The organism is Burkholderia sp. Bp9090, from assembly GCF_003857985.1.
Taxonomy (GTDB): Bacteria; Pseudomonadota; Gammaproteobacteria; order Burkholderiales; family Burkholderiaceae; genus Burkholderia.
Map to the genome: position 1 here is coordinate 35,167 of NZ_QTPV01000001.1, position 25,565 is coordinate 60,731.

21 protein-coding genes and 1 pseudogene are annotated in these 25,565 nt (G+C 69.0%); 11 read left to right on the forward strand and 11 right to left on the reverse strand.

Annotated features, from left to right (window positions below):
* Positions 1 to 236: 236 nt before the first annotated feature.
* Complete coding sequence (locus DIE16_RS00165; RefSeq protein WP_124485012.1) at positions 237 to 587, reverse strand: hypothetical protein; 351 nt, start codon at positions 585 to 587, stop codon at positions 237 to 239.
* A 203-nt stretch (positions 588 to 790) separates the two neighbouring features.
* Between DIE16_RS00165 and DIE16_RS00170 the strand changes: the two genes are divergently transcribed.
* Positions 791 to 2,275 carry a PLP-dependent aminotransferase family protein gene (locus tag DIE16_RS00170; protein WP_185702587.1) on the forward strand — a complete coding sequence of 495 codons (1,485 nt, stop codon included), beginning with the start codon at positions 791 to 793 and terminating at the stop codon, positions 2,273 to 2,275.
* Between the two features lie 144 nt (positions 2,276 to 2,419).
* Here DIE16_RS00170 and DIE16_RS00175 read toward each other — a convergent pair whose 3' ends face one another.
* The 3 genes from DIE16_RS00175 to DIE16_RS00190 form a co-directional block, all read right to left on the reverse strand.
* Positions 2,420 to 2,695: a hypothetical protein gene (locus DIE16_RS00175; protein ID WP_044842898.1), complete on the reverse strand. Its 276-nt coding sequence runs from the start codon at positions 2,693 to 2,695 to the stop codon at positions 2,420 to 2,422.
* Between the two features lie 97 nt (positions 2,696 to 2,792).
* Positions 2,793 to 4,097 (reverse strand): cytochrome-c peroxidase, encoded by a 1,305-nt coding sequence (locus DIE16_RS00180; protein WP_124665779.1) that lies wholly within the window; start codon positions 4,095 to 4,097, stop codon positions 2,793 to 2,795.
* Positions 4,098 to 4,399: 302 nt separating this feature from the next.
* Positions 4,400 to 5,863 (reverse strand): metallophosphoesterase, encoded by a 1,464-nt coding sequence (locus tag DIE16_RS00190; RefSeq protein WP_124891571.1) that lies wholly within the window; start codon positions 5,861 to 5,863, stop codon positions 4,400 to 4,402.
* Between the two features lie 182 nt (positions 5,864 to 6,045).
* On the opposite strand from DIE16_RS00190, the gene DIE16_RS00195 reads away from it, so the two are divergent.
* Complete coding sequence (locus DIE16_RS00195) at positions 6,046 to 6,885, forward strand: class I SAM-dependent methyltransferase (protein WP_124891572.1); 840 nt, start codon at positions 6,046 to 6,048, stop codon at positions 6,883 to 6,885.
* 93 nt (positions 6,886 to 6,978) lie between these two features.
* Here DIE16_RS00195 and DIE16_RS00200 read toward each other — a convergent pair whose 3' ends face one another.
* The 5 genes and pseudogenes from DIE16_RS00200 to DIE16_RS00220 all read right to left on the reverse strand — a co-directional run bounded on the left by DIE16_RS00200 (position 6,979) and on the right by DIE16_RS00220 (position 12,912).
* On the reverse strand, positions 6,979 to 7,290 hold the full coding sequence (locus DIE16_RS00200; RefSeq protein WP_044843140.1) for a hypothetical protein: 312 nt from the start codon (positions 7,288 to 7,290) through the stop codon (positions 6,979 to 6,981).
* Between the two features lie 17 nt (positions 7,291 to 7,307).
* Positions 7,308 to 7,559: pseudogene (locus DIE16_RS00205) on the reverse strand (BCCT family transporter); the annotation flags it as partial.
* A 326-nt stretch (positions 7,560 to 7,885) separates the two neighbouring features.
* Positions 7,886 to 9,073, reverse strand: coding sequence for a porin (locus DIE16_RS00210; protein WP_124891573.1), 1,188 nt, complete (start codon positions 9,071 to 9,073; stop codon positions 7,886 to 7,888).
* Positions 9,074 to 9,192: 119 nt separating this feature from the next.
* Positions 9,193 to 11,613 (reverse strand): glycoside hydrolase family 31 protein, encoded by a 2,421-nt coding sequence (locus DIE16_RS00215; RefSeq protein WP_124665783.1) that lies wholly within the window; start codon positions 11,611 to 11,613, stop codon positions 9,193 to 9,195.
* A gap of 27 nt (positions 11,614 to 11,640) precedes the next feature.
* Entirely contained in the window at positions 11,641 to 12,912 is a 1,272-nt protein-coding gene (locus DIE16_RS00220; protein ID WP_124519659.1) for an MFS transporter, read from the reverse strand.
* A 449-nt stretch (positions 12,913 to 13,361) separates the two neighbouring features.
* Here DIE16_RS00220 and DIE16_RS00225 point away from each other — a divergent pair, with 449 nt between their 5' ends.
* The 8 genes from DIE16_RS00225 to DIE16_RS00260 all read left to right on the forward strand — a co-directional run bounded on the left by DIE16_RS00225 (position 13,362) and on the right by DIE16_RS00260 (position 22,771).
* On the forward strand, positions 13,362 to 14,312 hold the full coding sequence (locus DIE16_RS00225) for a MurR/RpiR family transcriptional regulator (protein WP_124485005.1): 951 nt from the start codon (positions 13,362 to 13,364) through the stop codon (positions 14,310 to 14,312).
* Positions 14,309 to 15,295 carry an isoaspartyl peptidase/L-asparaginase family protein gene (locus tag DIE16_RS00230; RefSeq protein ID WP_124485004.1) on the forward strand — a complete coding sequence of 329 codons (987 nt, stop codon included), beginning with the start codon at positions 14,309 to 14,311 and terminating at the stop codon, positions 15,293 to 15,295. Before DIE16_RS00225 ends, DIE16_RS00230 begins: the two co-directional genes overlap by 4 nt.
* Positions 15,296 to 15,322: 27 nt before the next feature.
* A complete protein-coding gene (locus DIE16_RS00235; protein WP_124891574.1) occupies positions 15,323 to 17,272 on the forward strand; it encodes a dipeptide ABC transporter ATP-binding protein in 1,950 nt (649 codons plus the stop codon).
* Between the two features lie 129 nt (positions 17,273 to 17,401).
* Positions 17,402 to 18,961, forward strand: coding sequence for a glutathione ABC transporter substrate-binding protein GsiB (gene gsiB / locus DIE16_RS00240; RefSeq protein WP_124891575.1), 1,560 nt, complete (start codon positions 17,402 to 17,404; stop codon positions 18,959 to 18,961).
* A 67-nt stretch (positions 18,962 to 19,028) separates the two neighbouring features.
* Positions 19,029 to 19,949, forward strand: a complete 921-nt coding sequence (gene gsiC / locus DIE16_RS00245) for a glutathione ABC transporter permease GsiC (RefSeq protein ID WP_124485001.1) — start codon at positions 19,029 to 19,031, stop codon at positions 19,947 to 19,949.
* A gap of 13 nt (positions 19,950 to 19,962) precedes the next feature.
* On the forward strand, positions 19,963 to 20,856 hold the full coding sequence (gene gsiD, locus DIE16_RS00250; RefSeq protein ID WP_044842910.1) for a glutathione ABC transporter permease GsiD: 894 nt from the start codon (positions 19,963 to 19,965) through the stop codon (positions 20,854 to 20,856).
* A complete protein-coding gene (locus DIE16_RS00255) occupies positions 20,856 to 21,947 on the forward strand; it encodes a P1 family peptidase (RefSeq protein ID WP_124891576.1) in 1,092 nt (363 codons plus the stop codon). Before gsiD ends, DIE16_RS00255 begins: the two co-directional genes overlap by 1 nt.
* On the forward strand, positions 21,944 to 22,771 hold the full coding sequence (locus tag DIE16_RS00260) for a M55 family metallopeptidase (RefSeq protein ID WP_124484998.1): 828 nt from the start codon (positions 21,944 to 21,946) through the stop codon (positions 22,769 to 22,771). The genes DIE16_RS00255 and DIE16_RS00260 overlap by 4 nt, the downstream gene beginning before the upstream one ends.
* A 35-nt stretch (positions 22,772 to 22,806) precedes the next feature.
* Here DIE16_RS00260 and DIE16_RS00265 read toward each other — a convergent pair whose 3' ends face one another.
* Complete coding sequence (locus tag DIE16_RS00265; protein ID WP_124891577.1) at positions 22,807 to 23,586, reverse strand: alpha/beta fold hydrolase; 780 nt, start codon at positions 23,584 to 23,586, stop codon at positions 22,807 to 22,809.
* A gap of 142 nt (positions 23,587 to 23,728) precedes the next feature.
* Between DIE16_RS00265 and DIE16_RS00270 the strand changes: the two genes are divergently transcribed.
* Entirely contained in the window at positions 23,729 to 24,508 is a 780-nt protein-coding gene (locus tag DIE16_RS00270; protein ID WP_044842914.1) for a helix-turn-helix domain-containing protein, read from the forward strand.
* A 460-nt stretch (positions 24,509 to 24,968) separates the two neighbouring features.
* On the opposite strand, the gene pcaG is transcribed toward DIE16_RS00270, so the two are convergent.
* The gene (gene pcaG / locus DIE16_RS00275) at positions 24,969 to 25,562 is read right to left on the reverse strand and encodes a protocatechuate 3,4-dioxygenase subunit alpha (protein WP_044842915.1); all 594 of its coding nucleotides are present in this window, start codon (positions 25,560 to 25,562) and stop codon (positions 24,969 to 24,971) included.
* Positions 25,563 to 25,565 lie beyond the last annotated feature (3 nt).

The following is a 25,565-nucleotide window of genomic DNA, read 5'->3' on the forward strand; positions in this document are numbered from 1 at the left end:
GCAGGGCTGGAATTCGTCGCCGGGGAGCGACACGGTGATCGTGCGGCGACAACGGCGACGGCGTGTAGGCGTCGCGCGGCCGGGCTGGAATTCGTCGCCGGGGGAGCGACACGGTGATCGTGCGGCGACAACGGCGACGGTGTGTAGGCGTCGCGCGGCCGGGTTCGAATTCGTCGCCGGGTGGAGCGACACGGTGATCGCGTGGTGACACCGGCGACGGTGTTGTAGCCGTCGCGTCAGGACTGCTCGCGCACATGCCGCTCGCCGAGCAGCCGCGCGGACGCCCGCTGCAGCCACGCACGCCACACCGCGAATACGCCGGGCCTGGCCACGGGCGCCGCGACGGTCGCGGCAACCGGCCCGGCGCCGCCGGCGGACAATGCCACGTGACCGGCCGTCTCGATCGTCAGGCATTCGCCTTCGTCGAGCACGCGGCGAACGTATTGCGGCGCATCGGGCAGCCAGTCGAGCCCGCCGTGACGTAACGTGACCGCGAGCGCGCCGTCGAGCACGATGACGCGGCTGCCCTTGTCGAACCACGCAAAGTGGCTTTGCCCGGCGTCGAGCCGGATGTCGTGCGTCCGCATGGCGTGTCCTTTTCCCGGTTGCGCGGCCCGGCGATGGCAGGGCGACAGCGTGCAATCAGGTTAAGGAAACGCGTGCGGGCAGGACAGATTCAGGGGACGGGTATCTGTTACGGTGCAGACGGCGATTTCATGTTGCTGTATCGGTGAGTTTCCCCGGAATCTGTATCTGGCGTGCGCCCGGGCGCGCGGGCAGGATGACCCGCATGACGCCCATCACCGATCCATCCCGCATGACTTTGCCGATGGCCGGCGAGCCGCTTTACGAACGGCTCGCCGAGCATTACCGCCGCATCATCGCGGCCGGCACGCTGTCGCCCGGCGACCGGATGCCGTCCGTGCGTGCGTTCATGGCGCAGCACGGCGTGAGCCTGTCTACCGCGACCCAGGCCTTCCGGCGGCTCGAGGATACGGGCTGGTGCGAAGCCAGGCCGCGCTCGGGCTACTTCGTGCGCCGGCGCGCGGCGGCCGCGCTCGACACGCTGCCGGAAAGCGACGGGCAGCCGCTGAGCGTCGAGCCGCCGTTCGCGGGGCTGCACGAACGCGTGTCGCGCGTGATCGATCGTGCGAACGCGAGGCCCGACGCGCTGAATCTCGGTGGCGCATCCGCGCTGGCGACGCTGTACCCGGCCGAGCGCCTGCAGGCGCTGGCGATCCGGCTGCTACGGCGCAAGCCGACGCTGCTGACCGACGCGGGGCCGGTTGGCGGCTCGGCCGAATTCCGGCAGACGATGGCCAAACGCGCGCTGTCGTACGGCGTGACCGTGTCGCCGGACGACGTGATGTCGACGAGCGGCGGCGTCGATGCCGTGAATCTCGCGTTGCGCGCGGTGGCGCGCCCCGGCGACACGATCGCGATCGAATCGCCGGCCTTTTTCGGCTTGATCCAGCTGCTCGAAAGCCTCGGCCTGCGTGCACTCGAGATTCCGGCCAGCCCGACGACCGGGTTGTCGATCGAAGCGCTCGACGTGGCGCTGACCGCGTACCCGGATATTCGGGCCGTGGTCGTCGTGCCGAATCTGCAGAACCCGCTCGGCAGCGTGATGCCCGACGAACGCAAGGCTGCGCTGGTCGCGCTGTGCTCGCGTCGCGGCGTGGCCGTGATCGAGGACGAGCCGTATCGCGAACTCGTGGAAGCGCCGCACGCGGTGAAACCCGTGAAGGCATGGGACCGCGACGGCACGGTGATCTATTGCCCGTCGCTCAACAAGGTGCTGGCGCCCGGAATGCGGCTCGGCTGGATGAGCGCGGGCCGCTGGCACGCGCGCGTGAAGATGCTCAAGTTCGCGCAAAGCCGGCACAACGCCGCGTTGCTGCAGGCCGTCGCGGCCGAATTCGTCGGCTCGGGTGCGTTCGACCGCCACCTGCACCGGTTTCGCGAACAGCTTCGCGTGCAGCGCGATGTGACGATCGATGCGATCGCGCGCCATTTTCCCGCCGGCACGCGGATGAACCGGCCGCCCGGCGGCATGCTGCTGTGGATCGCGCTGCCCGACGGCGTGCGTTCCGAAGCCTTGTTCGATGCCGCGCTCGCACGCGGGGTAAGGATCGCGCCAGGCGCGATCTTCTCGAATTCCGACCGCTTTGACGCGTATATCCGGCTTGCCTGCACGCGGGTGTTCGACACGGCACATGAAGCGGCAATCGAAACGCTCGGCCAGTTGATACGCGACGCGGCGGCCGCTGCGTGAGCAGGGCGGGTGTCGGCCGGGCTGGCGCGTTGGCTACCGGGCTCGGCGGTCGTGACGAGAGCACGGGCCGGCCGATCCGGCTCGCCGCATTCTCCGCGGCCTGCCGCCGCGCGGCGACGCGCCGACGATACGATTTCGGCGATTTCATCGGCTGACCGCATGCGCGGCGAGGTGCTGACGGATCAGCGACAGATAGCGATCTCCGACCGAGAAGTCGCGTGCGGCACGCGGCCGCTCCGCCGGGCGCAGCGTGGCCGGCGCGCTCATGCCCAGATACCGGCATACCGCCGACGGAAAGGGCTTTCGCGTATGCCCGAGCTGGCGCGCCGCACGCTCGACGCGGGCGTCGCCGACCTGCGCACGCAGCCATGCCAGCACTTGGCGATCGGTGTCGTTGACGATACGGACCAGATGTTCCATCGCGCACCTCACTGTTCATAAATACAGTACTGTAAATATAACCAGTGTTTGCGGCGACCGCAAGCGGATGCGCACGCGCCTGGCCGTTCGGCCAGGGTCAACGCGCCGGCGCGGCGGCGCGGGCGATCCGGGCGGCGGCCGGGACGGGATTCGCGTAGCGTGCGTCGGTCAGCGTGCCGAGGAACGCGACGATGTCGTCGATTTCCGCGTCGGTCAGCGCGGGCGGCGTGCCGGGCCGGCGGTTCATCGGCGTCGAATTGACGTTGATGTTGCCGCGATAGGCGGCCGGCACGTCGTCGAACGTCCGGGCGCCGTGATACCAGCGGCCAGGGTCGGTCGAGCGCGTGTTGTAGAACGCGACCGCGTCGCGCAGCGTCGTGAACACGCCGTTGTGCATGAACGTCTGCTTGACCGCGACGTTGCGCAGTCCCGGCGTGCGCAGGTAGCCGCACCATTGCGTCGGCTCGGGCCAGCGCAGCCGCGCAGCCGTATCGCACAGACCGTTGTCGAAATGGCGCGGATCGCGGTTCGCGGGCAGTGCGTGGTTGCGCGGCACCGCGATCGCGTCATAGCCGAAATCGGTGAAGAGCGAGCGCTCCGGCCGGCTCGACGTTTCCGACAGCGTATGGCAGCTCATGCAATTGCCCTTGTCGGGATTGCGGAACAGCGCCAGGCCGCGCATCTCGGCCGGCGCGAGCGGCTTGCGCGTGCGCAGGAACGCGTCGAAGCGCGACGTGAACGGCGCCATCTCGTCGCTCTGCAGATAGGCCTCGACGGCCGAGCCGAGCGCACGCACCAGTTGCTCGGGATCGCGCCGCACCGACGTGCCGAAGCGCGCGGCGAGATCGCCCGCCAGTTCGGTGCCGTCGACCTTGCGCAGCAGCGCGGCCGGCGACCGGTTGTTCATCTCGTTCGGGTCGAACAACGGCCCGCGGATCTGTTCGGCGAGCGTGTCCGCGCGGCCGTCGCTGAACAGGCCGCCGAACGGCGACGGCGCGGGCGCGTCGTCGTCCTGGTAGAAGTGGCGGCGCGGCACGTAGCGCACGTAGAGCAGCGATGGCGCGTTGCGCTGGCTGAAGCGCCCGTGGCGGCTGCCTTCCGGCACGCCCGGCCCCGCGAGCGAAGCGGCCGATAAGGTCGGCGCGAACGCGCGCCCCGGATCGTGGCAGCCCGCGCACGACATGCCGCGCGGCTCGGACAGCCGCGGATCGAAGAAGATCCGGCGGCCCAGCGCGACGAGCGTCGGGTCGGGCGCGAAACGGGCGGTGGCCGCGTCGACCTTGTCGGTCACCTGCGGCGTGCCGTTGCCGATCGTACCGACGACGCGCGCCGGCGGCGCGCCGGGGAGCAGGGTCGTTTCGGCAGGTGCGCCGTGGGCCGCGAGCGCCGCTCCGGCGAGCACGGCGGCGGCAAGGGCGCGTACCGCCCGTCCGCCGGCGGCCGGAACCGCGGCGGACGCCGGACGCCCGGCGAGGGCGACCGAAGGAATCGGCTGCCTTCGCGATCCAGCCATTCCTTCCCGGCAGCCGGCCGCATCCGCCGAACACGCCGAACACGCCGAACACGCCGAACACGCCGAACACGCCGAACACGCCGAACACGCCGAACACGCCGCATCCGCCGAATCCGCCGAATCCGCCGAATCCGCCGAATCCGCCGAATCCGCAGAATCCATCAAGCCGCCGTGCAATCGAACTTCGTCACTCACGGCGCGATGAACCCCGTCTTGTCGCATGCGAGCGTGTTGCCCGACTGCTCGCACGACGCGAGCAGCTTGCCCGCCGCCGAATACGCATGGAACACCCAGCCCGTCGCCGGCGCCGCGCGTCGCTCCATGATCAGGAACCCGAAGCTGTTGTTGTGCGACAGCCGTTCGATCACGGCGCCCGGCGCCGGCGTCAGGCCGGCGGGGAACGGGTCGGGCAGCGCGACGTCGAGGTTGTCGCCGCCGTTGCCGGACACGATCGTCGCCGGATGCCCGGACGAGAAGTTGATCGCCTGGAAGTCGTGCACGTGCCCGTGCAGCGCGACGTGGATGCCGGGCGGGTAGTACGCCTGCGCGTTCAGGCTCGCCATCACCGACTGCAGCGCGAGGTTGCCCGGCGCGGGCGTGCTGCCGGCGATCGGCGCGAACGCGAGGATCGGATGGTGGTTCGTGAAGATCGTCGTCGACATGCCGGCCTTCGACGCGAGCGACGCGACCGTCTGGAACTGCTTCTGGTAGATGCGGAATTGCGCGTCGGTCGTCTTCAGCGGATTGCGGCCGACCTTCGCGGTGTCGAACACGATCACCTGCGTGCCGCCGCCGAGCGACACCGCATAGGGATCCGAGTAGTTCGCGTCGTCGTCGTTGGCCGGATCGTCGCACGAACGGGCCGCCGAATACGGGCGCGGATCGAGGAAGCGGTACCAGCCCTGGCCGGCCCGTGCGCATTCCTCGTGGTTGCCGCGCACGACGACCCACGGCGCCTTCGCGAACAGCGGCGCGGCCGGGCGGAACAGGTCGGCCTGCCACGCATCCCAGCCATAGCCCCACGGGCTGTCCTTGCAGCCGGCGATGTCGGGCGGGCACGCGTTTTCGCGGTAGTGATAGTCGCCGACGTGCAGCACGAGGTCCGGCGACAGCTTCGCGACGCTCGCCGCGATCGTGTCGAACGGCCAGACCGTCGCGTCGTTGCACGCCTGCCATGCGTTGTCGGCCTTCTTCATCCGGCAGCCAGTGTCGGCGATGATCGCGATGCGCTGCGGCTGCGCTTTCGGCAGCGGCAGCGCGCGGCCCGCGACGCTCGCGGTTTGCGCATCGGTCGGCAGCGCCGCTTCGCAGACCGACACCGGGAAGCTCGACGGTTTCGAGTCGGTCGCGGCGCTCGCCGTCGGACGCTGCGCGACGGTCGCGGCGCCGGCGCGCAGCGTCATGCGCGACAGCTTGCCGTCGACGGACAGTTGCGGGCACAGCGGATCGCTCGCGGATGCGGGGCTGTAGCTCGTGATCACGCGTGCGATCGCCTGGTTCGCGTCGCCGATCTCGACCCACGCGGCCTGGAGGTTGATCGCGGCACTGGCCGGATCGGCGGGCGTATCGATGTGATTCGAACACGCGGACAGCGCCGCGAGGGCAACAAGCGGAGCGCAGCGCGCGAGCAGTGCGCGCGGGAGGAGTCGTCGCATGAGAGGCACCGTAGGAAAGTCGTCAACGATACGCAGCGCGAGTGTAAGAAATGTGAAGGGCGGAGTCCGACGGCCGGCCGGCGCGCGGGTCGTGCCGCGGTCGCGGCCTTGACCTCAAGCCGGCTTGAAGCAGCATAGTCCGGATCACGGTCAACGATACGGACGAAAAAGGAGAATCGACGATGAAAGACAGCCGGGCAAACGAAGCGCAGTCTGCGCTGTGGAATGGTCCGTCGGGGCTGGCATGGGTCGACGAGCAGCGCTCGCTCGACCGGATGTTCGAGCCGTTCGAGACGCTGCTCGCGGACGCGGCATCCGCGCGCAGCGTGCTCGACGTCGGCTGCGGCACCGGCGCGGTGACGCTCGCGATCGCACGGCGGCTTGGTGCGCACGCGCACTGTACCGGCGTCGATATTTCGGCGCGGATGATTGCCGCCGCACGGGCGCGTGCCGAACGCGCCGGCCTGGGCGCCGGCTTCGTGCATGCCGATGCGCAGACGCATGCATTCGCGCCGGCTCGGTTCGACCTGATCGTGTCGCGCTTCGGCGTGATGTTCTTCGACGATCCGGTGCGCGCCTTCGCGAACCTGCGGCACGCGGCGCGCGCGAACGCGCAACTGCGATTCGTTGCATGGCGCGGCGCCGCCGACAATCCGTTCATGACGACGGCCGAACGTGTCGCGGCAACGTTGCTGCCGGACCTGCCGGCGCGGCAGCCGGGGGCGCCGGGGCAATTCGCGTTCGGCGACCGGCAGCGGATCGCGTCGGTGCTGTCGGAAAGCGGCTGGGCCGACATCGCGATCGAGCCGATCGACCAGGCGTGCGTGTTGCCCGAGGCGGCGTTGAACGACTACATCGCGCGGCTGGGCCCGGTCGGGCTCGCGCTTCAGGACGCGGACGACGCGACGCGGCGGCGCGTGGTCGAAACGGTGCGCGCTGCGTTCGAGCCTTACGTGCAGGGCGCTGACGTGCGGTTCGACGCGGCGTGCTGGCTCGTCACGGCGCGGGCGCCGTCTGCATGACGCGCCAGGCTACGAGGGCGACCGATGTTCGGCATGCACGCTGCCGTTCGCGCATGACAAGGCAAGGCTGCGCCGCCGCGCAAGCGACAGATATCAGCCGCGCCTCGCACGCAACATCAGCCACGCGCAGCCCGCCGCGACGAGCGCGAGCCCGAGCAGCACCGCCTCGACGCCGAGCGCGAAACCGGGCGGCATCTCGCCGCTGTTCGGCACGGGCGACAGGTTGGCGGTGATCGCGATCGCACCGCCGGCCAGCAACGCGATGCAGACGATCCAGTAGACCTTGCCGCGCGGCGCGGCGGTGCGGATCCGCCACAGCGCGAGGCCGACGCCGCCGAGGTAAAGCACCGCGAGCGTCGCGAGCGCGATGAAGTCGCCGGTGCGATCGTGCAGCAGGCCACTCATCGTGCGACTCCGTCGGAGGCCACGCGTCCGCACGATGCGATGAACGCGTCGACCGCGTGGCCGATCCGGCCGTTCACGCGCTCCCGCAGCATCGGATACAGCCCGGACCGCAGCGTCAGCGGCAGGTTGTAGCGGAAACCGAAGTGCGCGAGCACGAGCCCCGTCAGCCCGTAGATCGCCCACGCATGGAAGCCCCAGTGGAAGAAGGGCATCAGCATGGCCTCGCGCGCGGTGGCGGGCGTGCTGGGGGCGACGGCCTGCGGCTTTAACGCCGTGCGGGTCGAGGGACGGGAACCTGGCATGGCTGGCATCCAGTTGTGGGCGCAACGAGGCGCGACGCCGCCCGGCGCGCGCGTCGCACGCCGGACCCTGATACGGCGTGCGTCGAGTGTAGCGCGGTGTCGGGACTGCAAGAAGGGGCAAGCAGCAGGGATTAACCTGACGAATTGTAGGGTATCGGGCCGATCGCGAACACCCTCGCACTGAGCCGGCGCGTGCGACGGAGCCCAGACCGAGCGCAGACGAGGCGCGGAATCCGGCGCCCCGGATGATGCGGACCGTCCGGGGCGCCGGCGGGCGATGCGCTGCCGCGATTTCAGAACGTCACGGCGATCCCGGCCATGCCGACGAACTGGCCGTGCGTCGTCGACGGCGTGAGCTGCTGCGAGTCGCCGACGATCGGCGCCGCGTCGACGATATGGCCGGCACCTTGCGCGCCGAGCGTGCGCCCGCTCGAATGCGTGTACGCCTGCAGCGCATAGAGCGTCGTGCGCTTCGACAGGCTGTACGACTCCTTCAGCGAATACTGCTGGTAGCGGGCCGCGTTCGACACGCCGTTCGCCTTCGACGCGAGCGTGTACGCGAACGCGCCGGCCACCGAGAAGGTCGGCGTGAAGCGGTACGCGGCGAGCGCGCCGTAGGTGTTGAACACGGCCGTGTTCGCGAACGCGGAGCCGCTGCCGGGCAGGTACTTCACGTTCGAGTAGTTGAGGCCCATCGTCAGGTTGCCGAGCGTGTAGTTGCCGGCCGTCGCGACCTGCTCGACGGCCTTCGCGGTCAGGTAGCCCTGGTTCAGCACGGACACGGCGAAGCTGCCCGACGCCGCGGTCGCCGGATTCAGGAACCCCGCCGACGAACCCGAGCTGTTGATGCGCAGGTAGCCGGCCGCGATCCCGACCGGCCCGTTCGCATAGCGCAGCGCGGCGCTGAACGTATTGCCCTTGCCGGTCGCGCCGGCGATGCCGCCGAACGCATACATCGCGCTCGCGGTCAGCCCGGACAAGGTCGGCGACGTATAGGTGACCGAGTTGTTCACGCGGATGGTCGTGTCGAGGCCGTCGATGTCGCCCGGATGCGCGCCGGTCGCACCGGTCAGCCAGCTGCTCGACGCGTAGGGGCCGACCAGCAGGAAGTACGGCGTGTACTGGCGGCCGGCCGTCACCGTGCCGTAATGGTCGTTGCGCAGCCCGACGAAGGCCTGGCGGTTGAAGATCGTGCCGGCGGCGGCTTGCGCGCCGGTGTTCAGGTTGAAGCCGGATTGCAGGTCGAAGATCGCGTGCGTGCCGCCGCCGAGATCCTCGTCGCCGCGCAGGCCGAACTTCGACGCATACAGGTTGCCGTCGCGCATGTACACGTTCGAGTGGCCTTGCTGGTTGTTCACGTACGCGAGCGAATCGTCGACCACGCCGTACAGCGTCACGCTGCTCTGCGCATGGGCGGCGGAAGCGCCGAGCGACGCGGCGGATAAAATCAGGATTGCATAATGATGATGCGGTGCCTTCATTGTCGATCTCCAGGTCTCTTCAGGGGGCGGGAGGCTGGACGGCCTCCTCTTGGATGGCGGGGCGGGCCGCGTGCGCGGTCCGCCCGAACATGGCTCGGCGCTTGCCCGAGCGTGCGCGGTCAGTCGTCGAGCGCCACGACGAGGCGACGCCACGCGCCGTCCCGCGCATCGTGCTCGACGCGCGCGCCGCGCACCGCAAGCGCGCCTTGCAGCGACGCCGGCAGCAGGATCTCGAGGCGCTCGGCGGGGCGATGCATGCGGCCGTCCCAGCGGACCGACACGCCGAGTTCGCCCGACGCCTGGCGGCCGGTCTCGATGCGCCACAGCCCGTATTCGCCGTCGCGCCACGCTTCCGTTTCGCCGTCGTCCTCGACGCATTCGCCGTATGCGACACCGTCCTCGATGCGTGGCGCGACGAGGAAGCCGCGCGTGTCCGCGCGCGCGCCGAAGCGTTGCTCGGCGACGTTCAGCGGCAGCACACGGCCTTCGCGCAACAGCATCACCGGCGTGTCGAGCGGCGCGGGCAGCGTCACGCTCGCGCCGCCGTCGAACGATCGCGCGCTCGCGCAGCACAGCCAGCGCGCGCCCGACGGCAGGTAGACCGTGCGTTCCGTGCGGCCCGGGTCGACCACCGGCGCGACGAGCAGCGCGTCGCCGAGCATCATGTCGTCGCATTCGTCGTAGCAGCGCGGGTCGCGGGGGAAGTCGCCGAAGGTCGGCCGCAGCACGGGCTCGTAGCGCGTGGTCGACAGCCACAACAGGTGATAGAGATAAGGCAGCAGCCGGTAGCGCTGCTTGATCAGCGACGCGATCCGCGCGGTGATCTCCGGATACATCCACGGTTCATTGACGGTGCCGTCGTCATTCCACGAATGGATGCTGAAGCGCGGCATGAAGATGCCGAACTGGACCCAGCGCAGCAGCAGCTCGGGCGACGGTGCGGGACCGGAGAAGCCGCCGATGTCGTGACCGATGTTCGACACGCCCGACAGCGCGAGCCCGAGGCCCATCTTCAGGTTGTAGCGCAGCGTTTCCCATGACGTGTAGTTGTCGCCGGACCAGGTCTGCACATAACGCTGCATGCCGGCGCCGCCGGAGCGTGACACGAGGAACGGCCGCTGCGCCGGCGCATGCGCGCGCTGCGCGTCGCGCGACGCACGCATCATCAGCATCGTCTGCAGCACTTTCGCCTCGCGCGCGGGAAATGGCTGGCCGAAGCCGTGCGCGATCGCGTCGGGCGACCAGATCTCGTATTCGTTGTTGTCGTTCCAGGTCGACTCGATCCCGTAGTCGAGCAGCGCCGACGTGACCTGCTCGCGCCACCAGCGGCAAGCGTCCGGTTGCGTGAAGTCGATATATGCGCCGACCTCGTCCCAGAACTGCACCCACGCCGGCTCGCCGGACGCCGAGCGGATCAGCAGCCCGCGCCGTGCAGCGTCGTCGAACGCGGGATGGTCGCGCAGCAGGCACGGCTTGATGTTCGCGCACAGGCGGATGCCGTGGTCGCGGTAGTGCTTCACGAATCCCTTCGCGTCGGGAAACTTCTCGCGGTTCCAGTTGAACACGTAGCGCTTCGCGCCGATCGACGTATAGCCCGACGACAGGTGGAACGAATCGCACAGGATGTCGTGCGATTCACACTGCTCGACGAACTGGTTCATCTGGCGCTGCGCGTCCGGCGCGTCGGTGTAGCTCATCGTCGAGCCCGAATAGCCGAGCCCCCATTTCGGCGTGCGCGCCGGGCGCCCGGTGAGCCACGTGAAGCGCCGGGCGGCGGTGAGCGGCGTGTCGGGCGATGCGATGAAGTAGTAGTCGAGATCGCCGTGCTCGGCGACGAAGTAGCGGTACAGACCGTGGTAGTTGTCGAGCTCGCGGCCCATGTCGAACGCGCAATCCGACAGCGTGTCGTAGAACAGCCCGAAGCCCTGGCACGCGTCGGGCGACCAGGTGACGTAGAACGGGATGTGCTTGTAGAGCGGGTCCGTGTGCTTCGCGCTGTAGCCCATCGCGTCGATGTTGCGCATCTCGAAGCGCGCGCCGGTACGGTCGAGGTCGCCCGCGCGTTCGCCGAGGCCGAACACCTTGTCGCCGCGCTCGCGGGCGACGTAGTGATAGGCGCGGTCGTCCCACCAGCCGAAGTTGTACGCCTGCGTCGCGCGGTCGGCGAGCACGACGCGCCACGCGCCGTCGGCACCACGCATCGACCACGTGCAATGGCCGCCCTGCCGGCTTACCGTGAGACGGACCTGCGCGGTTTCGATGCGCACGCCGCCGTCGTCCTCGCCGAAGTCGTAGTCGGGCAGCGCGAACCCGCCGAGGTCGAGACGGTCGCGGCCCTCGAGCGGCACGTCGTCGAGGCCCGGTGCGATCGTCCAGGTGCGCGGGTTGCGCGGCGTCGCGTCGGGCAGCACGCGCACGCGCACGATGTCGTCCTCGAGCACGAAGATCTCGAGGGTCGCGCCCGCGTCGGACGCGAGCAGCACACGGTTCGCCTGCCGGGCGGCGACGCGGAACACGGGCGGATGAAGAAGCGAAGTCATGAAGGCGATTCCTGATGAAAACGAAGGTCAGGCGTGTTGCGCGAGCAGGCGTTCCTGCTTCGACTGCCCGCGGATCAGCACCGCGAGCAGCGTGACGCCGATGATGTCGAACAGGCCGAGGCACGCGAACAGCGGGGCGTAGCCGATCTTGTCGGCGAGCGCGCCGACCAGCAGCGAGAAGCCGAGCCCGCCGATCCACGCGGCCATGCCCGCGAAGCCGCTGGCGGTGCCGACTTCCTCGGGATCGAACACGTCGGCCGACAGCGTGTTGACGAGTGCCGAGATCATCTGGTGCGCGAAGCCGCCGACGCAGAACAGGGCAATGGCCGTATACGGCGACGACACGAGCCCGATCATCGCCGGCCCGAGCATCAGCACCGAACCGAGCGCGACGCCGGCGACGCGGGACCACACGAGCGGCAGTTTGAACCGGTTCGCGAGGTAGGGCGACAGGTAGCCGCCCGCGATGCCGCCGAGGTCGGCCGCGAGAAACGGCATCCACGCGAAGACGGCGATCTGCGTGAGCGCCATGTGGCGCTCGGTGGCGAGGTACAGCGGAATCCAGAAGCTGAAGGTCTGCCATGCGGGTTCCGCGAAGAAGCGCGGCAGCGCGATGGCCCAGAAGCGGCGCGCGGTGACGACGTCGCGAATCCGGCGCTTCGACACGGCCGGCATCGTGGCCTGGCCGTCGCGGATCAGCGTGCGCTCCTGCGACGTGAGGCGCGGATGATAGGCCGGCGAGCGGTACTGCGTGTACCAGAGCGCGGCCCACAGGAAGCCGAGGGCGCCGGTGACCATGAACGCGGATTGCCAGCCGAACCGCATCGACAGGAACACGACGAGCGGCGGCGCGATCGCGGCGCCGAGCGACGTGCCGGCGTTGAAGTAGCCGACCGCGACGGATTTCTCGCGATCGGGAAACCATTCGGCGACGGCCTTCATCCCCGACGGAATCGCGGCGGCCTCGAACAGCCCGAGCAAGCCGCGCAGGATGCCGAGCGACAGCCAGCCCGACGCGAAGCCGTGCGCGACGCCGACCACCGACCAAAGCATCGCGAACAGCGCGAACCCGAGCCGCAGCCCGATCAGGTCGACGATGAACCCGCACACCGGCTGCATGATCGTGTAGCCGATCTGGAATGCGCCGACGATATACGAGTACTGCTGCGTCGAGATCGCGAACACCTGCTTCAGTTCCGGTGCGAGCACCGCGAGGGAGTTTCGAGCGAGGTAGTTGAGGATCGTGCCGAGGCATACCAGCACGATGATCCACCAGCGCAACGCCTTGACTGTTTTCACTGCTGTCTCCTGATCCATGCAAGTCGCCCGGCCAGGGCGTCTCGTTCAGTCTTATTTGTACGATGTCCGATCTTGGTGGGCGCCGATTCGCCCGGTTTTTCTCGAAATGACCACATTCAATCGAACATTTCGATGTTGTCGAAAGCTGATGTTATCGGACGACTGATCATTTTCGAGCATCCTATGTTCGAATTCGAATCAGGTCAACGTGAATCTGCATTCGAACGAACATGCTTGGGGTATTCCCGATAGGCGTGCAGATCGGGTGTCCGGCGCGTTGCGTGACGACCGAGCGCCGAACGCCCGCTTGCCGGGGCCGAGCGGCCGTCGACGGGCCGACTGCATCAGCCGGGCCCGGCAATGGGCGTGACAACCCTGATGAAAATTTATTTTTTTCCTGTCGGCAGATTGTGTAAATTGATTTTCATCCACCTTGCAAAACCATTCGCATGACGCCGCTCCTTCCGCACGATGTCAGTCACGAGGAATCCGCGATCGCGGAGCGCATCGCCTCGGCCATGCCGCGGATGACGCCGATCCACCGCCGGATGGGCGAGTTCGTGCTCGCGAATCCGTTCCGCGCGGCGACGATGCGGATCGACGAGCTGGCGCAGGCCGTGAACGCATCGATCGCGACCGCGAACCGCTTCGCGAAGGCGCTCGGCTTCGACGGTTATCCGGCGATGCGCGCGGCGCTCGTGCGCGGCTTCGAGGCGACGCTCGGCCCGGTCGAACGGCTGCGTTCCGCGCAGGAGCAAGAGCAGGAGCAGGGCGTGCGCGGCGCCGCGTGGATCGACGCGGTGTTCGACCAGGCCGTCACGAACATCGAGAACACGCGCGCGCAGCTGGATGCGGCCGACGTCGAAGCGGCCGTCGAGGCGATCGTCGGCGCGCGGCGCGTGCTGATCCTCGGCGCCGGTTCGAGCGCGTTTCTGACCGGGCTGATGGAACACGGCCTGTCGGTGTGTCACGACAACGTGCAGTCGCTCGCGCTGCTCGGCGGCCCGTCGCATGCGGCGCGGCGCCTGTACACGGCCGACTCGCGCGATCTCGTGATCGCGCTCGCGTTTCCCCGCTACGTGAAGGACACGATCGAGCTGGCCCGCCGCGCGGCGGCGCGCGGCGCGCGCGTGCTCGGCATTTCCGACGGGCCCGGTTCGCCGCTGGCACCGATTGCGTCGCTGAACCTGTACGTGAAGGCCGAGCGGCGTTTCGCGGCCACGTCGGAAGCGGCCGTGCTGACGATGATCGAGGCGCTGATCGACGCGGTCGCGCTGCGCACGCACCGCTCCGCGAAGTCCGCCGCCGAAATGACCGAATTCCTGTTGCCGTGGCTGGTCCAGCCGCAAGCGGCGCTGCCGGCCGCCAACCCTTCTTCTTCCGGTCCGAAAAAATCATGACTTCATCCGCGATCGTCGCGATTCATGGCGGTGCAGGCACGATCCTGCGCGAGGCGATGGACACCGACACCGAACGCCGTTACCGCGCCGAACTCACCGCGATCCTGCAGGCCGCGCAGAAGGTGCTCGCCGACGGCGGCAGCGCGCTCGACGCCGTCACCGTCGCGGTGCGGATGCTCGAGGACTGTCCGTTGTTCAACGCCGGGCGCGGCGCCGTCTATACGGCCGAAGGCAAGCACGAGCTCGACGCGGCGGTGATGGACGGCACGACGCTCGCGGCCGGCGCGATCTGCTGCGCGACCCGCGTGCGCAATCCGGTCCTCGCCGCGCGGCGCGTGATGGAGGCAAGCGAGCACGTGCTGTTCGCGGGCGCGGGCGCCGATGCGTTCGCGGCCGCACAGGGCCTCGAACTCGCCGAGCCCGGCTACTTCGACACGGAAGCGCGTCGTGCGCAGTGGCTCAAGGCGCGCGAGGCGGCCGGCATGATGCTCGACCACGACGCGGCGACCTTCGCGTTCGGCGCCGGGCAGCCGGCCGAGCCGCTCGATCCCGACCGCAAGCACGGCACGGTCGGCGCGGTCGCGTGCGACCTGCGCGGCCATATCGCGGCGGCGACGTCGACCGGCGGCATCACCAACAAGCAGCCCGGACGCGTCGGCGATTCGCCGATCATCGGTGCCGGCTGCTACGCGGACGACGCGACCTGCGCGGTCTCCGCGACGGGCACCGGCGAGATGTTCATCCGGCTCGCGACCGCGCACGACGTGGCCGCGCAGATGGCCTATCGCGGCGCGTCGCTTGCCGACGCCGCGCACGACGTCGTGATGAACAAGCTGCCGCGCCTGGCCGGGCGCGGCGGGATCGTCGCGGTCGACGCGCACGGCAACGTCGCGATGCCGTTCAACACGGAAGGGATGTATCGCGGCTACGCACGCGTCGGCGAGACGCCCGTGGTCGGCATCTATCGCGACGATGCGGCCTGATTCCGGATCGTACGAGGAGACCTTCGCATGACTTCGAGCCGAACCCCGTCCGCGCTGGTGCTGCCGGAACAGCGTGTGGTCGCCGTCGACGACCTGTCGGTGATGTTCCGACGAGAGAACGCGACGTTCGACGCGGTACGCAACGTGTCGTTTCACGTCGATCGCGGCGAGACGCTCGCGATCGTCGGCGAATCGGGCTCCGGCAAGTCGGTCACGTCGCTCGCGCTGATGCGGCTCGTCGAGCACGGCGGCGGCGAGATCACGAGTGGCCGGATCGCGTTGCGGCGCCGCGGCGGCGCGCTCGTCGACCTCGCGCAGGCGAGTGCGGCGACGATGCGCGGGATTCGCGGCGCGGACATCGCGATGATCTTCCAGGAGCCGATGACGTCGCTGAACCCGGTGTTTACGGTCGGCGACCAGATCAGCGAGGCGATCGCGCTGCACCAGTCGAAGAGCGCGACCGAAGCGCGCGCGGAAGCGTTGCGGCTGCTCGATCTCGTGCGCATTCCGGAGGCGCGCCGCGTGTTCGCGCGCTATCCGCACCAGTTGTCCGGCGGGATGCGGCAGCGCGTGATGATCGCGATGGCGCTGTCGTGCCGGCCCGCGCTCCTGATCGCCGACGAACCGACGACCGCGCTCGACGTGACGATCCAGGCGCAGATCCTGCAACTGATCCGCGGCCTGCAGGACGAAATGAACATGGGCGTGATCTTCATCACGCACGACATGGGCGTGGTGGCCGAAGTGGCCGATCGTGTGCTGGTGATGTATCGCGGCGAGAAGGTCGAGGAGGGCGAGTCCGAGCGCATTTTCGCGACGCCCGCGCATCGCTACACGCGTGCGCTGCTCGCGGCCGTGCCGCGGCTCGGCTCGATGCACGGCACCGATATCCCCGAGAAATTTCCGCTGCTGAAGGTGGACGGCGCGAGCGCGGCCGCGCCGGCGCCTGCCGCGAACGACGCGAGTGATGCGGCCGATGCGAACGATGCGAACGATGCCGCCGCGGTCCCCGCCGCCGGGCAGCCGCGCGTCGATCCGGCCGCGCCGCCGATCCTGCGCGTGCGCGATCTCGTCACGCGGTTTCCGGTGAAGAGTGGCGTGTTCGGCCGCGTGTCGCAGTACGTGCATGCGGTCGAGCGCGTGAGCTTCGAGCTGCGCGCGGGCGAGACGCTGGCGCTCGTCGGCGAATCGGGCTGCGGCAAGTCGACCACCGGCCGCTCGCTGCTGCGCCTCGTCGAATCGCAGAGCGGCTCGATCGAATTCGACGGCCGCGACATCAGCGCGCTGAAGGGCCAGGACCTGCAGGCGCTGCGCCGGAACATCCAGTTCATCTTCCAGGATCCGTTCGCGTCGCTGAACCCGCGCCTGACGGTCGGTTTCTCGATCATGGAGCCGCTGCTCGTGCACGGTGTCGCGAGCGGCCGCGAAGCGCAGGCGCGCGTCGACTGGCTGCTCGACAAGGTCGGCCTGCCGCCGGAGGCCGCGCGCCGCTATCCGCACGAATTCTCGGGCGGCCAGCGCCAGCGGATCGCCATCGCGCGCGCGCTCGCGCTGAATCCGAAGGTCGTGATCGCCGACGAATCGGTGTCCGCGCTCGACGTGTCGGTGCAGGCGCAGATCGTGAACCTGATGCTCGACCTGCAGCGCGAGCTCGGCGTCGCGTATCTGTTCATCTCGCACGACATGGCCGTCGTCGAGCGCGTCAGCCACCGGGTCGCGGTGATGTATCTCGGCCAGATCGTCGAGATCGGCCCGCGCCGTGCGGTGTTCGAGGCGCCGCAGCATCCGTACACGAGGAAGCTGATGAGCGCGGTGCCGGTGGCCGACCCGGCACGCCGGCATGCGCCGCGCCAGCTCGCGGCGGACGAGATTCCGAGCCCGATCCGCGCGGTCGGCGACGAGCCGATCGTCGCACCGCTCGTCGCGGTCGGCCCCGATCACTACGTCGCGACGCATCGCGTCGGCGGCGCGTATTGATTGCGCGGCGAGGCGCATATGGACCGTAGCTGCGCACGCGCCAGGCAACGGCGTCACTTCCCGGAGCGGATGCAGTCGCGCCGCGATTTCCACCACGCGTTACCGAATCATCCACAGGAGCCAGACAAAATGAACAAGCCGCATTCGTTCCCGATGTTCCGCCCGCGCGCGCTGTTCGCCGCGGGGGCAGGCGCGCTCGCGCTGTTCGCCGCGCCCGCGTTCGCGCAGCAGAACGTCGTGGTCGCCGTGTACTCGACGTTCACGACGATGGACCCGTACGACGCGAACGACACGGTGTCGCAGGCCGTCGTGAAGTCGTTCTACGAAGGGCTGTTTGGCTTCGACAAGGACATGAAGCTCGTGAACGTGCTCGCGACGAGCTACCAGGCGTCGCCCGATGCGAAGGTCTACACGGTCAAGCTGCGCCCGGGCGTGAAGTTTCACGACGGCACCGACTTCAACGCCGACGCGGTGAAGGCGAACTTCGACCGCGTGACCGATCCGGCGAACAAGCTGAAGCGCTACGGGCTGTTCCGCGTGATCGAGAAGACCGAGGTGGTCGATCCGATGACGGTGCGCTTCACGCTGCGCGAGCCGTTCTCCGCGTTCATCAACACGCTCGCGCACCCGTCGGCGGTGATGATCTCGCCGGCCGCGCTGAAGAAGTGGGGGCGCGACGTGTCGCTGCATCCGGTTGGCACGGGCCCGTTCGAGTTCGTCGAATGGAAGCAGACCGACGACATGAAGGTGAAGAAGTTTGCCGGTTACTGGAAGAAGGGCTATCCGAAGGTCGATTCGATCGACTGGAAGCCGGTGGTCGACAACAACACGCGCGCCGCGCTGCTCAAGACCGGCGAGGCGGATTTCGCGTTCACGATTCCGTTCGAGCAGGCGGCCGACCTGAAGAGCAATCCGAAGGTCGAGCTGATCGAGCGGCCGTCGATCATCCAGCGCTACATCTCGCTGAACACGCAGAAGAAGCCGTTCGACAATCCGAAGGTGCGTGAAGCGCTGAACTACGCGGTCAATAAGGAGGCGCTCGCGAAGGTCGTGTTCGCCGGCTACGCGACCCCGCAGACGGGCGTCGCCCCGGTCGGCGTCGAATACGCGACCAAGCTCGGGCCCTGGCCGTACGATCCGGCGAAGGCGCGCGCGCTGCTGAAGGAGGCCGGTTATCCGAACGGCTTCGAGTCGACGCTCTGGTCCGCGTACAACCATTCGACGGCGCAGAAGCTGATCCAGTTCGTCCAGCAGCAGCTCGCGCAGGTCGGTGTGAAGGTGCAGGTGCAGGCGCTCGAGGCCGGCGAGCGGGTCGCGAAGGTCGAGAGCGCGCAGGATCCGGCGGCGGCGCCGGTGCGGATGTACTACAGCGGCTGGTCGGCCTCGACGGGCGAGGCGAACTGGGCGCTGTCGCCGCTGCTCGCGTCCACGTCGGCGCCGCCGAAGCTCTACAACACCGCGTACTACAAGAACGGAGCCGTCGACGACGATCTCGCGAAGGCGCTCGAGACGACCGACAACGCGAAGAAGGCCGCCCTGTACGCCGACGCGCAGAAGCTGGTGTGGGCCGACGCGCCGTGGATCTTCCTGGTGCAGGAGAAGATCGTCTACGCGCGCAGCAAGCGCCTGCACGGCATGTACGTGATGCCGGACGGTTCGTTCAACTTCGACGAAATCTCGGTGAAATGACGGCAGCTCGCCCGCTGTCCGGCGCCGGCGGCGCAAGCTGCCGGCGCGCTGATTCGATCGGTGCCCCATGCTGAATTTTCTCGTCAAACGCCTGTTCGGCCTGCTGCCCACGCTCGCGATCGTCGCGGTGCTGGTGTTCCTGTTCGTGCACCTGCTGCCGGGCGATCCGGCGCGGCTCGCGGCCGGCCCGGAAGCCGACGACGCGACGGTCGCGCTGGTGCGCACCGATCTCGGGCTCGACCGGCCGCTGCCCGCGCAGTTCGCGAACTTCTTCGTGAAGATCGCGCACGGCGATTTCGGCACGTCGACGCGCAGCAAGCGGCCGGTGTCGACCGAGATCGGCGAGCGCTTCATGCCGACGCTGCTGCTCACGCTCGTCAGCATGGTGTGGGCGACGGCGTTCGGGATGGCGATCGGGATCGCGTCGGCGGTATGGCGCAACCGCTGGCCCGACCGCCTCGGGATGACGATCGCGGTGTCGGGCATCTCGTTTCCGGCGTTCGCGCTCGGCATGCTGCTGATGGAGATCTTCTCGGTGAAGCTCGGCTGGCTGCCGGTCGTGCCGGACGGCACGTGGAAGAGCTACGTGCTGCCGTCGCTGACGCTCGGCGCCGCGGTCGCGGCCGTGATGGCGCGCTTCACGCGCGCGTCGTTCGTCGAGGTGCTCAACGAGGACTACGTGCGCACCGCGCGCGCGAAGGGCGTGCACGAGCCGCTGGTGGTGCTCAAGCATTGCCTGCGCAACGCGATGATCCCGGTCGTCACGATGATGGGGCTGCAGTTCGGCTTCCTGCTCGGCGGCTCGATCGTCGTCGAGGCCGTGTTCAACTGGCCGGGGCTCGGGCGCCTGCTGGTCGATGCGGTCACGATGCGCGACTACCCGGTGATCCAGGCGATCGTGCTGCTGTTCTCGCTCGAATTCATCCTGATCAACCTGACCGTCGACGTGCTGTACGCGGTCATCAACCCGACCATCCGGTTCAAGTGAGCGTGAGGCCAGCATGAACGCGACTGTCCAGCCCGCGGCGCCGGCCGCATCGAACACGATCCGCACGCCGTGGCGTGAATTCTGGCGCAAGTTCCGCAAGCAGACCGTCGCGCTGGTCGCCGGCGGCTTCGTGCTCGCGCTCGTCGTGCTGGCCTTCGTCGGCCCGCACATCGTGCCGTTCGATCCGGAGAACTACTTCGACTACGACGCGCTGAATGCGGGGCCGTCGGCCGTGCACTGGTTCGGCGTCGACTCGCTTGGCCGCGACATCTTCAGCCGGATCGTCACCGGCACGCGCATCTCGCTCGCGGCCGGCTTCTTCTCGGTCGCGCTCGGCGCGCTCATCGGCACGTTCTTCGGGCTGCTCGCCGGCTACTACGAAGGCTGGTGGGACCGCATCACGATGCGCGTGGCCGACGTGCTGTTCGCGTTCCCGGGGATCCTGCTCGCGATCGGCGTGGTCGCGATCCTCGGCAACGGGATGGTCAACGTGATCTGCGCGGTCGCGATCTTCAGCATTCCGGCGTTCGCGCGGCTCGTGCGCGGCAACACGCTGATGCTCAAGCACATGACCTACGTGGAAGCCGCGCGCAGCATCGGCGCGTCCGACTGGACGATCATCATGCGGCACATCCTGCCGGGCACCGTGTCGTCGGTCGTCGTCTACTTCACGATGCGGATCGGCACGTCGATCATCACGGCCGCGAGCCTGTCGTTCCTCGGGCTCGGCGCGCAGCCGCCGACGCCGGAGTGGGGCGCGATGCTCAACGAGGCGCGCGCGGACATGGTGACCGCGCCGCACGTCGCGATCTTCCCGAGCCTCGCGATCTTCCTGACCGTGCTCGCGTTCAACCTGCTCGGCGACGGGCTGCGCGACGCGCTCGACCCGAAGCTGGAGCGGCGCTGATGAAAGCCGTGCCCATGTGGGCCGCGACGCTGCCGGCCGGGCCGCGCGGCACGATCGCCGACGTGCCGGGCGTGACGGTCGGCCATGCGACGCTCGATGCGGGCGACGTGCAGACGGGCGTCACCGTCGTGAAGCCGCACCCGGGCGACCTGTACCGCAGCAAGGTGCCGGCCGGCGCGGCCGTGATCAACGGCTTCGGCAAGAGCGTCGGGCTCGTGCAGGTCGACGAACTGGGCACGCTCGATACGCCGATCGCGCTGACCAACACGTTCGGCGTCGGCGCGGTGGCGCAGGCGCAGATTCGCGCGGCGGTCGCGGAGAACCCGCAAATCGGCCGCGACTGGCCGACCGTCAACCCGCTCGTGTTCGAGTGCAACGACGGCTATCTGAACGACATCCAGGCGTTCGCTGTGACGGCCGCGCATTACGACGAAGCCTGCCATACCGCGGCGCGAGATTTCGCACGTGGCGCGGCAGGCGCCGGGCGCGGGATGTCGTGTTTCGACCTGAAGGGCGGGATCGGCTCCGCGTCGCGCGTGGCCGTCGCGGCCGGCAGGCCGTATACGGTCGGCGCGCTGGTGCTCGCGAATTTCGGCCGGCTGCCGATGCTGATGCTCGGTGGCGTGCCGGTCGGACGGATCGTCGCGCAGCGGCGTGCCGCAGCGGACGCTCAGCCGACGCACGCGGCGCCGCCCGAGCAAGGCTCGATCATCCTGCTGCTCGCGACCGATGCGCCGCTCGACGCGCGGCAACTGTCGCGGCTCGCGCGCCGCGCGGGCGCGGGGCTCGCCCGCACCGGCTCGGTCTACGGGCATGGCAGCGGCGACATCGCGCTCGCCTTTTCCACCGCGTACACGATCGCGCACGATGCGTCGACCGTCGCGCTGCCGGCCCTCGTGGCCGATGCGGCGCTCGATCCGCTGTTCATGGCCGCGGCCGAAAGCGTCGAGCACGCGATCGCCGACGCGCTGCTGCAGGCCCTGACCGTGACCGGCCGCGACGGCCACGTACGGCAATCGCTGCGCGATGCGGTGCCCGAGCTCGAGCGGTTATTCAACGCAGGCAACGAAGGACGTCCGAGCCATTCATGAAGATTCTGATCTCGACCGACATCGAGGGTGTCGCCGGCGTGTTCGCCCTCGAGCAGACGCGTGCCGGCAATCCGGAATACGAACGTGCGCGCCGCTGGATGACCGCCGAGGCGAACGCGGCGATCGAAGGCGCGTTCGCCGGCGGCGCGCAGGCCGTCTGGGTCAACGATTCGCACGGCAGCTTCCGCAATCTGCTGCCCGACGGGCTCGATGCCCGCGCCCGCGTCGTGCTCGGCAAGCCGCGCACGCTGGGGATGATGGCAGGCCTCGAGCAGCAGCCCGACCTCGTGTTCATGATCGGCTTTCATGCGAAGTCGCAGACGCGCGGCGTGCTTGCGCACACCATCAACAGCTTCGCGTTCACGCAGGTGTGGCTGAACGGCGTCGAACTCGGCGAAGCCGGGCTGTACGGCGCGCTGGCGCGCGAATACGGCGCGCACGTCGCGCTGGCGTCGGGCGACGACGTATTCGCCGAGGAAACCCGGCCGCTGTTTCCGGACGCGCGTTTCGAGACGGTCAAGACGGCCGGCGGCGCATCGAGCGGCGACACGCTCACGCCGGCCGCGTCCTGCGCGCGCATCGCGACCGCCGCACGCGAAACGGTCGCGCATGCGCTGTCGTCCGGCTGGCGCGCGACCGCGCACCGGCCCGCGCCGGCCGCTTGCACGCTGCGCGTGCAGACGGCTGCGCTCGCCGATCTGTTCTGCGTGCTGCCGTCGCTCGAGCGGGTCGATGCGGTGACGCTGCGCTTCGACGGGCCGTCGGTCGAGCACGTGGTGCGCACGCTGAACAGCCTGTCGGCCATGTCGTTCATGCTGCGGTGATGCGTGCCGACCGGAGGCCGCCGATGCGCGGCGCGTCACGCACCGGGCGCGCGGTCTGCCGCCGTGTCGAGCAGGAACGCTTCCATCGCGGCGACCAGCGCGAGCGGGGTTTCGTTCATCGGGTAATGACCGGCATTGCGCAGCACGTCGACGGTCGCGTGCGGATAGCGCCGCAGATAGGTGCGCGCCATCAGCGCCGCGTCGAACGCCGGGTCGTGTTCGCCGATCAGCACCTTCACCGGATGGCGGCCCGTGATCTCGTCGGTGAAATCCGTGTCGGCCCACGCGCGGAAGTACGCGCCGAACGCGTGCGGCGACGAACAGGATGCCGAATACGCGGCTTTCCACTCGACCCAGGCGGCGGGCAACCGGCCGCCGGTGCTGCGATCGATGATGGTGCGGCGATCGGCGAGCTGGTCGGCGGCGCGTTCGAATAGCGCGCGTCGCGCGGCGTCGAACGGCAGGCCGCCGCACGGCACCGGCGCGATCGGCACCAGCGCGCGTACCCGGTCGGGCGCCATGGCGGCGACCTTCTCGATCGCCATGCCGCCCATCGAGTGGCCGACGAGGCTGAACGTGCGCCAGCCGAGCGCGTCGGCGAGGGCGAGCGTGTCGGCGGCGATTTCGGCGATCGAGTGCGCGCCGTGCGCGCCGCGCATGCCGCCGTAGCCGCGGTAGTCCATGAACACATAGGTGAAGCGTTCGTGCGACAGCCACGTCTCGACGGGCTCGAACGCACGCGCGTCGCCGAACCAGCCGTGCAGCACGAGAACAGGGTGGGGGCCGTCCCCCACGCGATGAAACGTATTGGGCATCTCCGCTCCGAAGAAGTCGCTATCCGGCCGATTCGGCCGTCGGGTCTTGCGGCCATCCGGTCGCGCAAGCGTGGAGCGGATCGTAGACCGATCGAAGGTGACCCGCCTTCGATATCGGGTCATTCATGATGGAATTCGGGCCTTGAGAAATACGCTGCTGGATCCCTACGAAGACATTCCCCGTAGCGTCGTGGTGACCGCCAACGACTACGCGGCGGGCACGACGTTTCCGGAGCACGCGCACCGGCGCGGGCAGTTCGCGTTCGCGTCGCGCGGCACGATCAGCGTGTCGACGCCGCACGGCCGCTGGCTGGTGCCGCCGCAGCGCGCGTGCTGGGTGCCGGCCGGCGTGCGGCACGAAATGACGATGACCGGGCCGGTCACGATGCTCAACACGTTCGTGTCGGACGACACGGCCGAGGCCGCGGGGCTGCCGGACCAGTGCGGCGTGTACGGCGTGTCGCCGCTCCTGCGGCAACTGATCGACGATGCGATCGACCTGCCGGCGATGTACGACGTCGACGGCCGGGCGGGCAAGCTGATGGCGCTGCTGGTCGCGGAAATCGCGACGATGCCGCGGCTGTCGCTGCACGCGCCGCTGCCGGCCGACGCGCGCCTCGCGAAGATCTGCCGGCATCTGTTCGCGTCGCCGTCGATCGCGGCCGATCTCGACCAGGTGGCGACCGACGCGGGCGTGAGCCGGCGCACGTTTACGCGGCTGTTCCGCGCGCAGACCGGCGTGAGTTTCGCCGCCTGGCGTCAGCAGGTCTGCATGCTGGCGGCGATTACCCGCCTGAGCGACGGTCAGCCGGTGACGCGGGTCGCGTTCGATCTGGGCTATGCGAGCGCGAGCGCCTTTACGTCGGCGTTTCGCCGCATCCTCGGCGAAACGCCGAGCCGGTATCTGGAGGTTCGCCGCTAGCCGGAGCAGAGGCGGTGGCGAGTGCGGCGGCGTGCTCCGGTCGCGGACGAAAAAAACGCGTCTGCCAGGTTTCGGTCAGACGCGCTTGAAGGCACTCGGTCAGAAAAATGCGCGCTCAGGCAGCGGGGCAGTGTTCGCGCATTGCGGGTGAAATTGTTGCCTGTTCCGATTCAATCCCGTCGGTGTCGGGCGGATAGCAAAGCATACGCCGTGTAACGCGCAAACGATATCGTGCGGGCCCGACGATTCATGTGCTGTCGCAGCATGCGTTTCAATCGCGCGTTTGATGCCGGAGGCGGGAGCAGTCAACCAAGGGCGTCGGCCGTCCCGATCGGGCGTGCTGCGGCACGGCATCGAATGTGGGGGCCCGAAAGCGAAAACCGCCGCACGACGCGATGCCTGTCGGTATCGCGCCACACGGCGGTTCGGTGCGGGCAGCCGGCGTGCGCCGGCTCGCGGGTCACACGTCGAAGAACACGGTCTCGTCCGGCCCCTGCATGCGAATGTCGAAGCGGTACACGACGGGCCGGCCCGGTTGCGCGTCGCGCTTTGCGACGAGCGTTGCGCGGCGTTCGGCCGGCACGAGGTTCAGCACCGGATCGGCCGCGTTCGCCGCGGCTTCGTCGTCGAAATACACGCGGGTGAACGCGTGGGTCAGGATCCCGCGCATCATCACGGTCACGTTGATGTGCGGCGCTTCGTCGGCGGCGGCGCGGCCCGGCTTGACCGTCTGGACAACGAAGCGGTGCTGCGCATCGGTGCCCGTGCCGACGCGTGCGAAGCCCGTGAAGCCGGACTTCGCGATGTCGTCGCGCGACGCGGGATAGCGGCCCGCGCCGTCCACCTGCGTGAATTCGAGCACCGCGTCGCTGACGACGTTGCCGTCGCCGTCGAACACCTGTCCGACCAGCAGCACGTGCTCGCCTTCGGCGTCGGGCGTGGCGATCGCCGGCGTGAACAGGCTCTTCAGGTCGTAGTCGTATTGCTGCGGGCACAGGCCGTACGCGAAGTACGGGCCGACCGTCTGCGAAGGGGTTTGCTTCAGCGTCGTCATGGT

What these genes read in the sequence shown, in the direction of transcription:
- DIE16_RS00170 (WP_185702587.1), top strand. Translation starts at nt 791, where the DNA reads ATGACGCCCATCACCGATCCATCCCGCATGACTTTGCCGATGGCCGGC.
- gsiB (WP_124891575.1), top strand. Translation starts at nt 17,402, where the DNA reads ATGAACAAGCCGCATTCGTTCCCGATGTTCCGCCCGCGCGCGCTGTTC.
- DIE16_RS00230 (WP_124485004.1), top strand. Translation starts at nt 14,309, where the DNA reads ATGACTTCATCCGCGATCGTCGCGATTCATGGCGGTGCAGGCACGATC.
- DIE16_RS00255 (WP_124891576.1), top strand. Translation starts at nt 20,856, where the DNA reads ATGAAAGCCGTGCCCATGTGGGCCGCGACGCTGCCGGCCGGGCCGCGC.
- DIE16_RS00200 (WP_044843140.1), bottom strand. Translation starts at nt 7,290, where the DNA reads ATGAGTGGCCTGCTGCACGATCGCACCGGCGACTTCATCGCGCTCGCG.
- DIE16_RS00190 (WP_124891571.1), bottom strand. Translation starts at nt 5,863, where the DNA reads ATGCGACGACTCCTCCCGCGCGCACTGCTCGCGCGCTGCGCTCCGCTT.
- gsiD (WP_044842910.1), top strand. Translation starts at nt 19,963, where the DNA reads ATGAACGCGACTGTCCAGCCCGCGGCGCCGGCCGCATCGAACACGATC.
- DIE16_RS00265 (WP_124891577.1), bottom strand. Translation starts at nt 23,586, where the DNA reads ATGCCCAATACGTTTCATCGCGTGGGGGACGGCCCCCACCCTGTTCTC.
- DIE16_RS00260 (WP_124484998.1), top strand. Translation starts at nt 21,944, where the DNA reads ATGAAGATTCTGATCTCGACCGACATCGAGGGTGTCGCCGGCGTGTTC.
- DIE16_RS00175 (WP_044842898.1), bottom strand. Translation starts at nt 2,695, where the DNA reads ATGGAACATCTGGTCCGTATCGTCAACGACACCGATCGCCAAGTGCTG.
- pcaG (WP_044842915.1), bottom strand. Translation starts at nt 25,562, where the DNA reads ATGACGACGCTGAAGCAAACCCCTTCGCAGACGGTCGGCCCGTACTTC.
- gsiC (WP_124485001.1), top strand. Translation starts at nt 19,029, where the DNA reads ATGCTGAATTTTCTCGTCAAACGCCTGTTCGGCCTGCTGCCCACGCTC.
- DIE16_RS00210 (WP_124891573.1), bottom strand. Translation starts at nt 9,073, where the DNA reads ATGAAGGCACCGCATCATCATTATGCAATCCTGATTTTATCCGCCGCG.
- DIE16_RS00165 (WP_124485012.1), bottom strand. Translation starts at nt 587, where the DNA reads ATGCGGACGCACGACATCCGGCTCGACGCCGGGCAAAGCCACTTTGCG.
- DIE16_RS00235 (WP_124891574.1), top strand. Translation starts at nt 15,323, where the DNA reads ATGACTTCGAGCCGAACCCCGTCCGCGCTGGTGCTGCCGGAACAGCGT.
- DIE16_RS00225 (WP_124485005.1), top strand. Translation starts at nt 13,362, where the DNA reads ATGACGCCGCTCCTTCCGCACGATGTCAGTCACGAGGAATCCGCGATC.
- DIE16_RS00215 (WP_124665783.1), bottom strand. Translation starts at nt 11,613, where the DNA reads ATGACTTCGCTTCTTCATCCGCCCGTGTTCCGCGTCGCCGCCCGGCAG.
- DIE16_RS00195 (WP_124891572.1), top strand. Translation starts at nt 6,046, where the DNA reads ATGAAAGACAGCCGGGCAAACGAAGCGCAGTCTGCGCTGTGGAATGGT.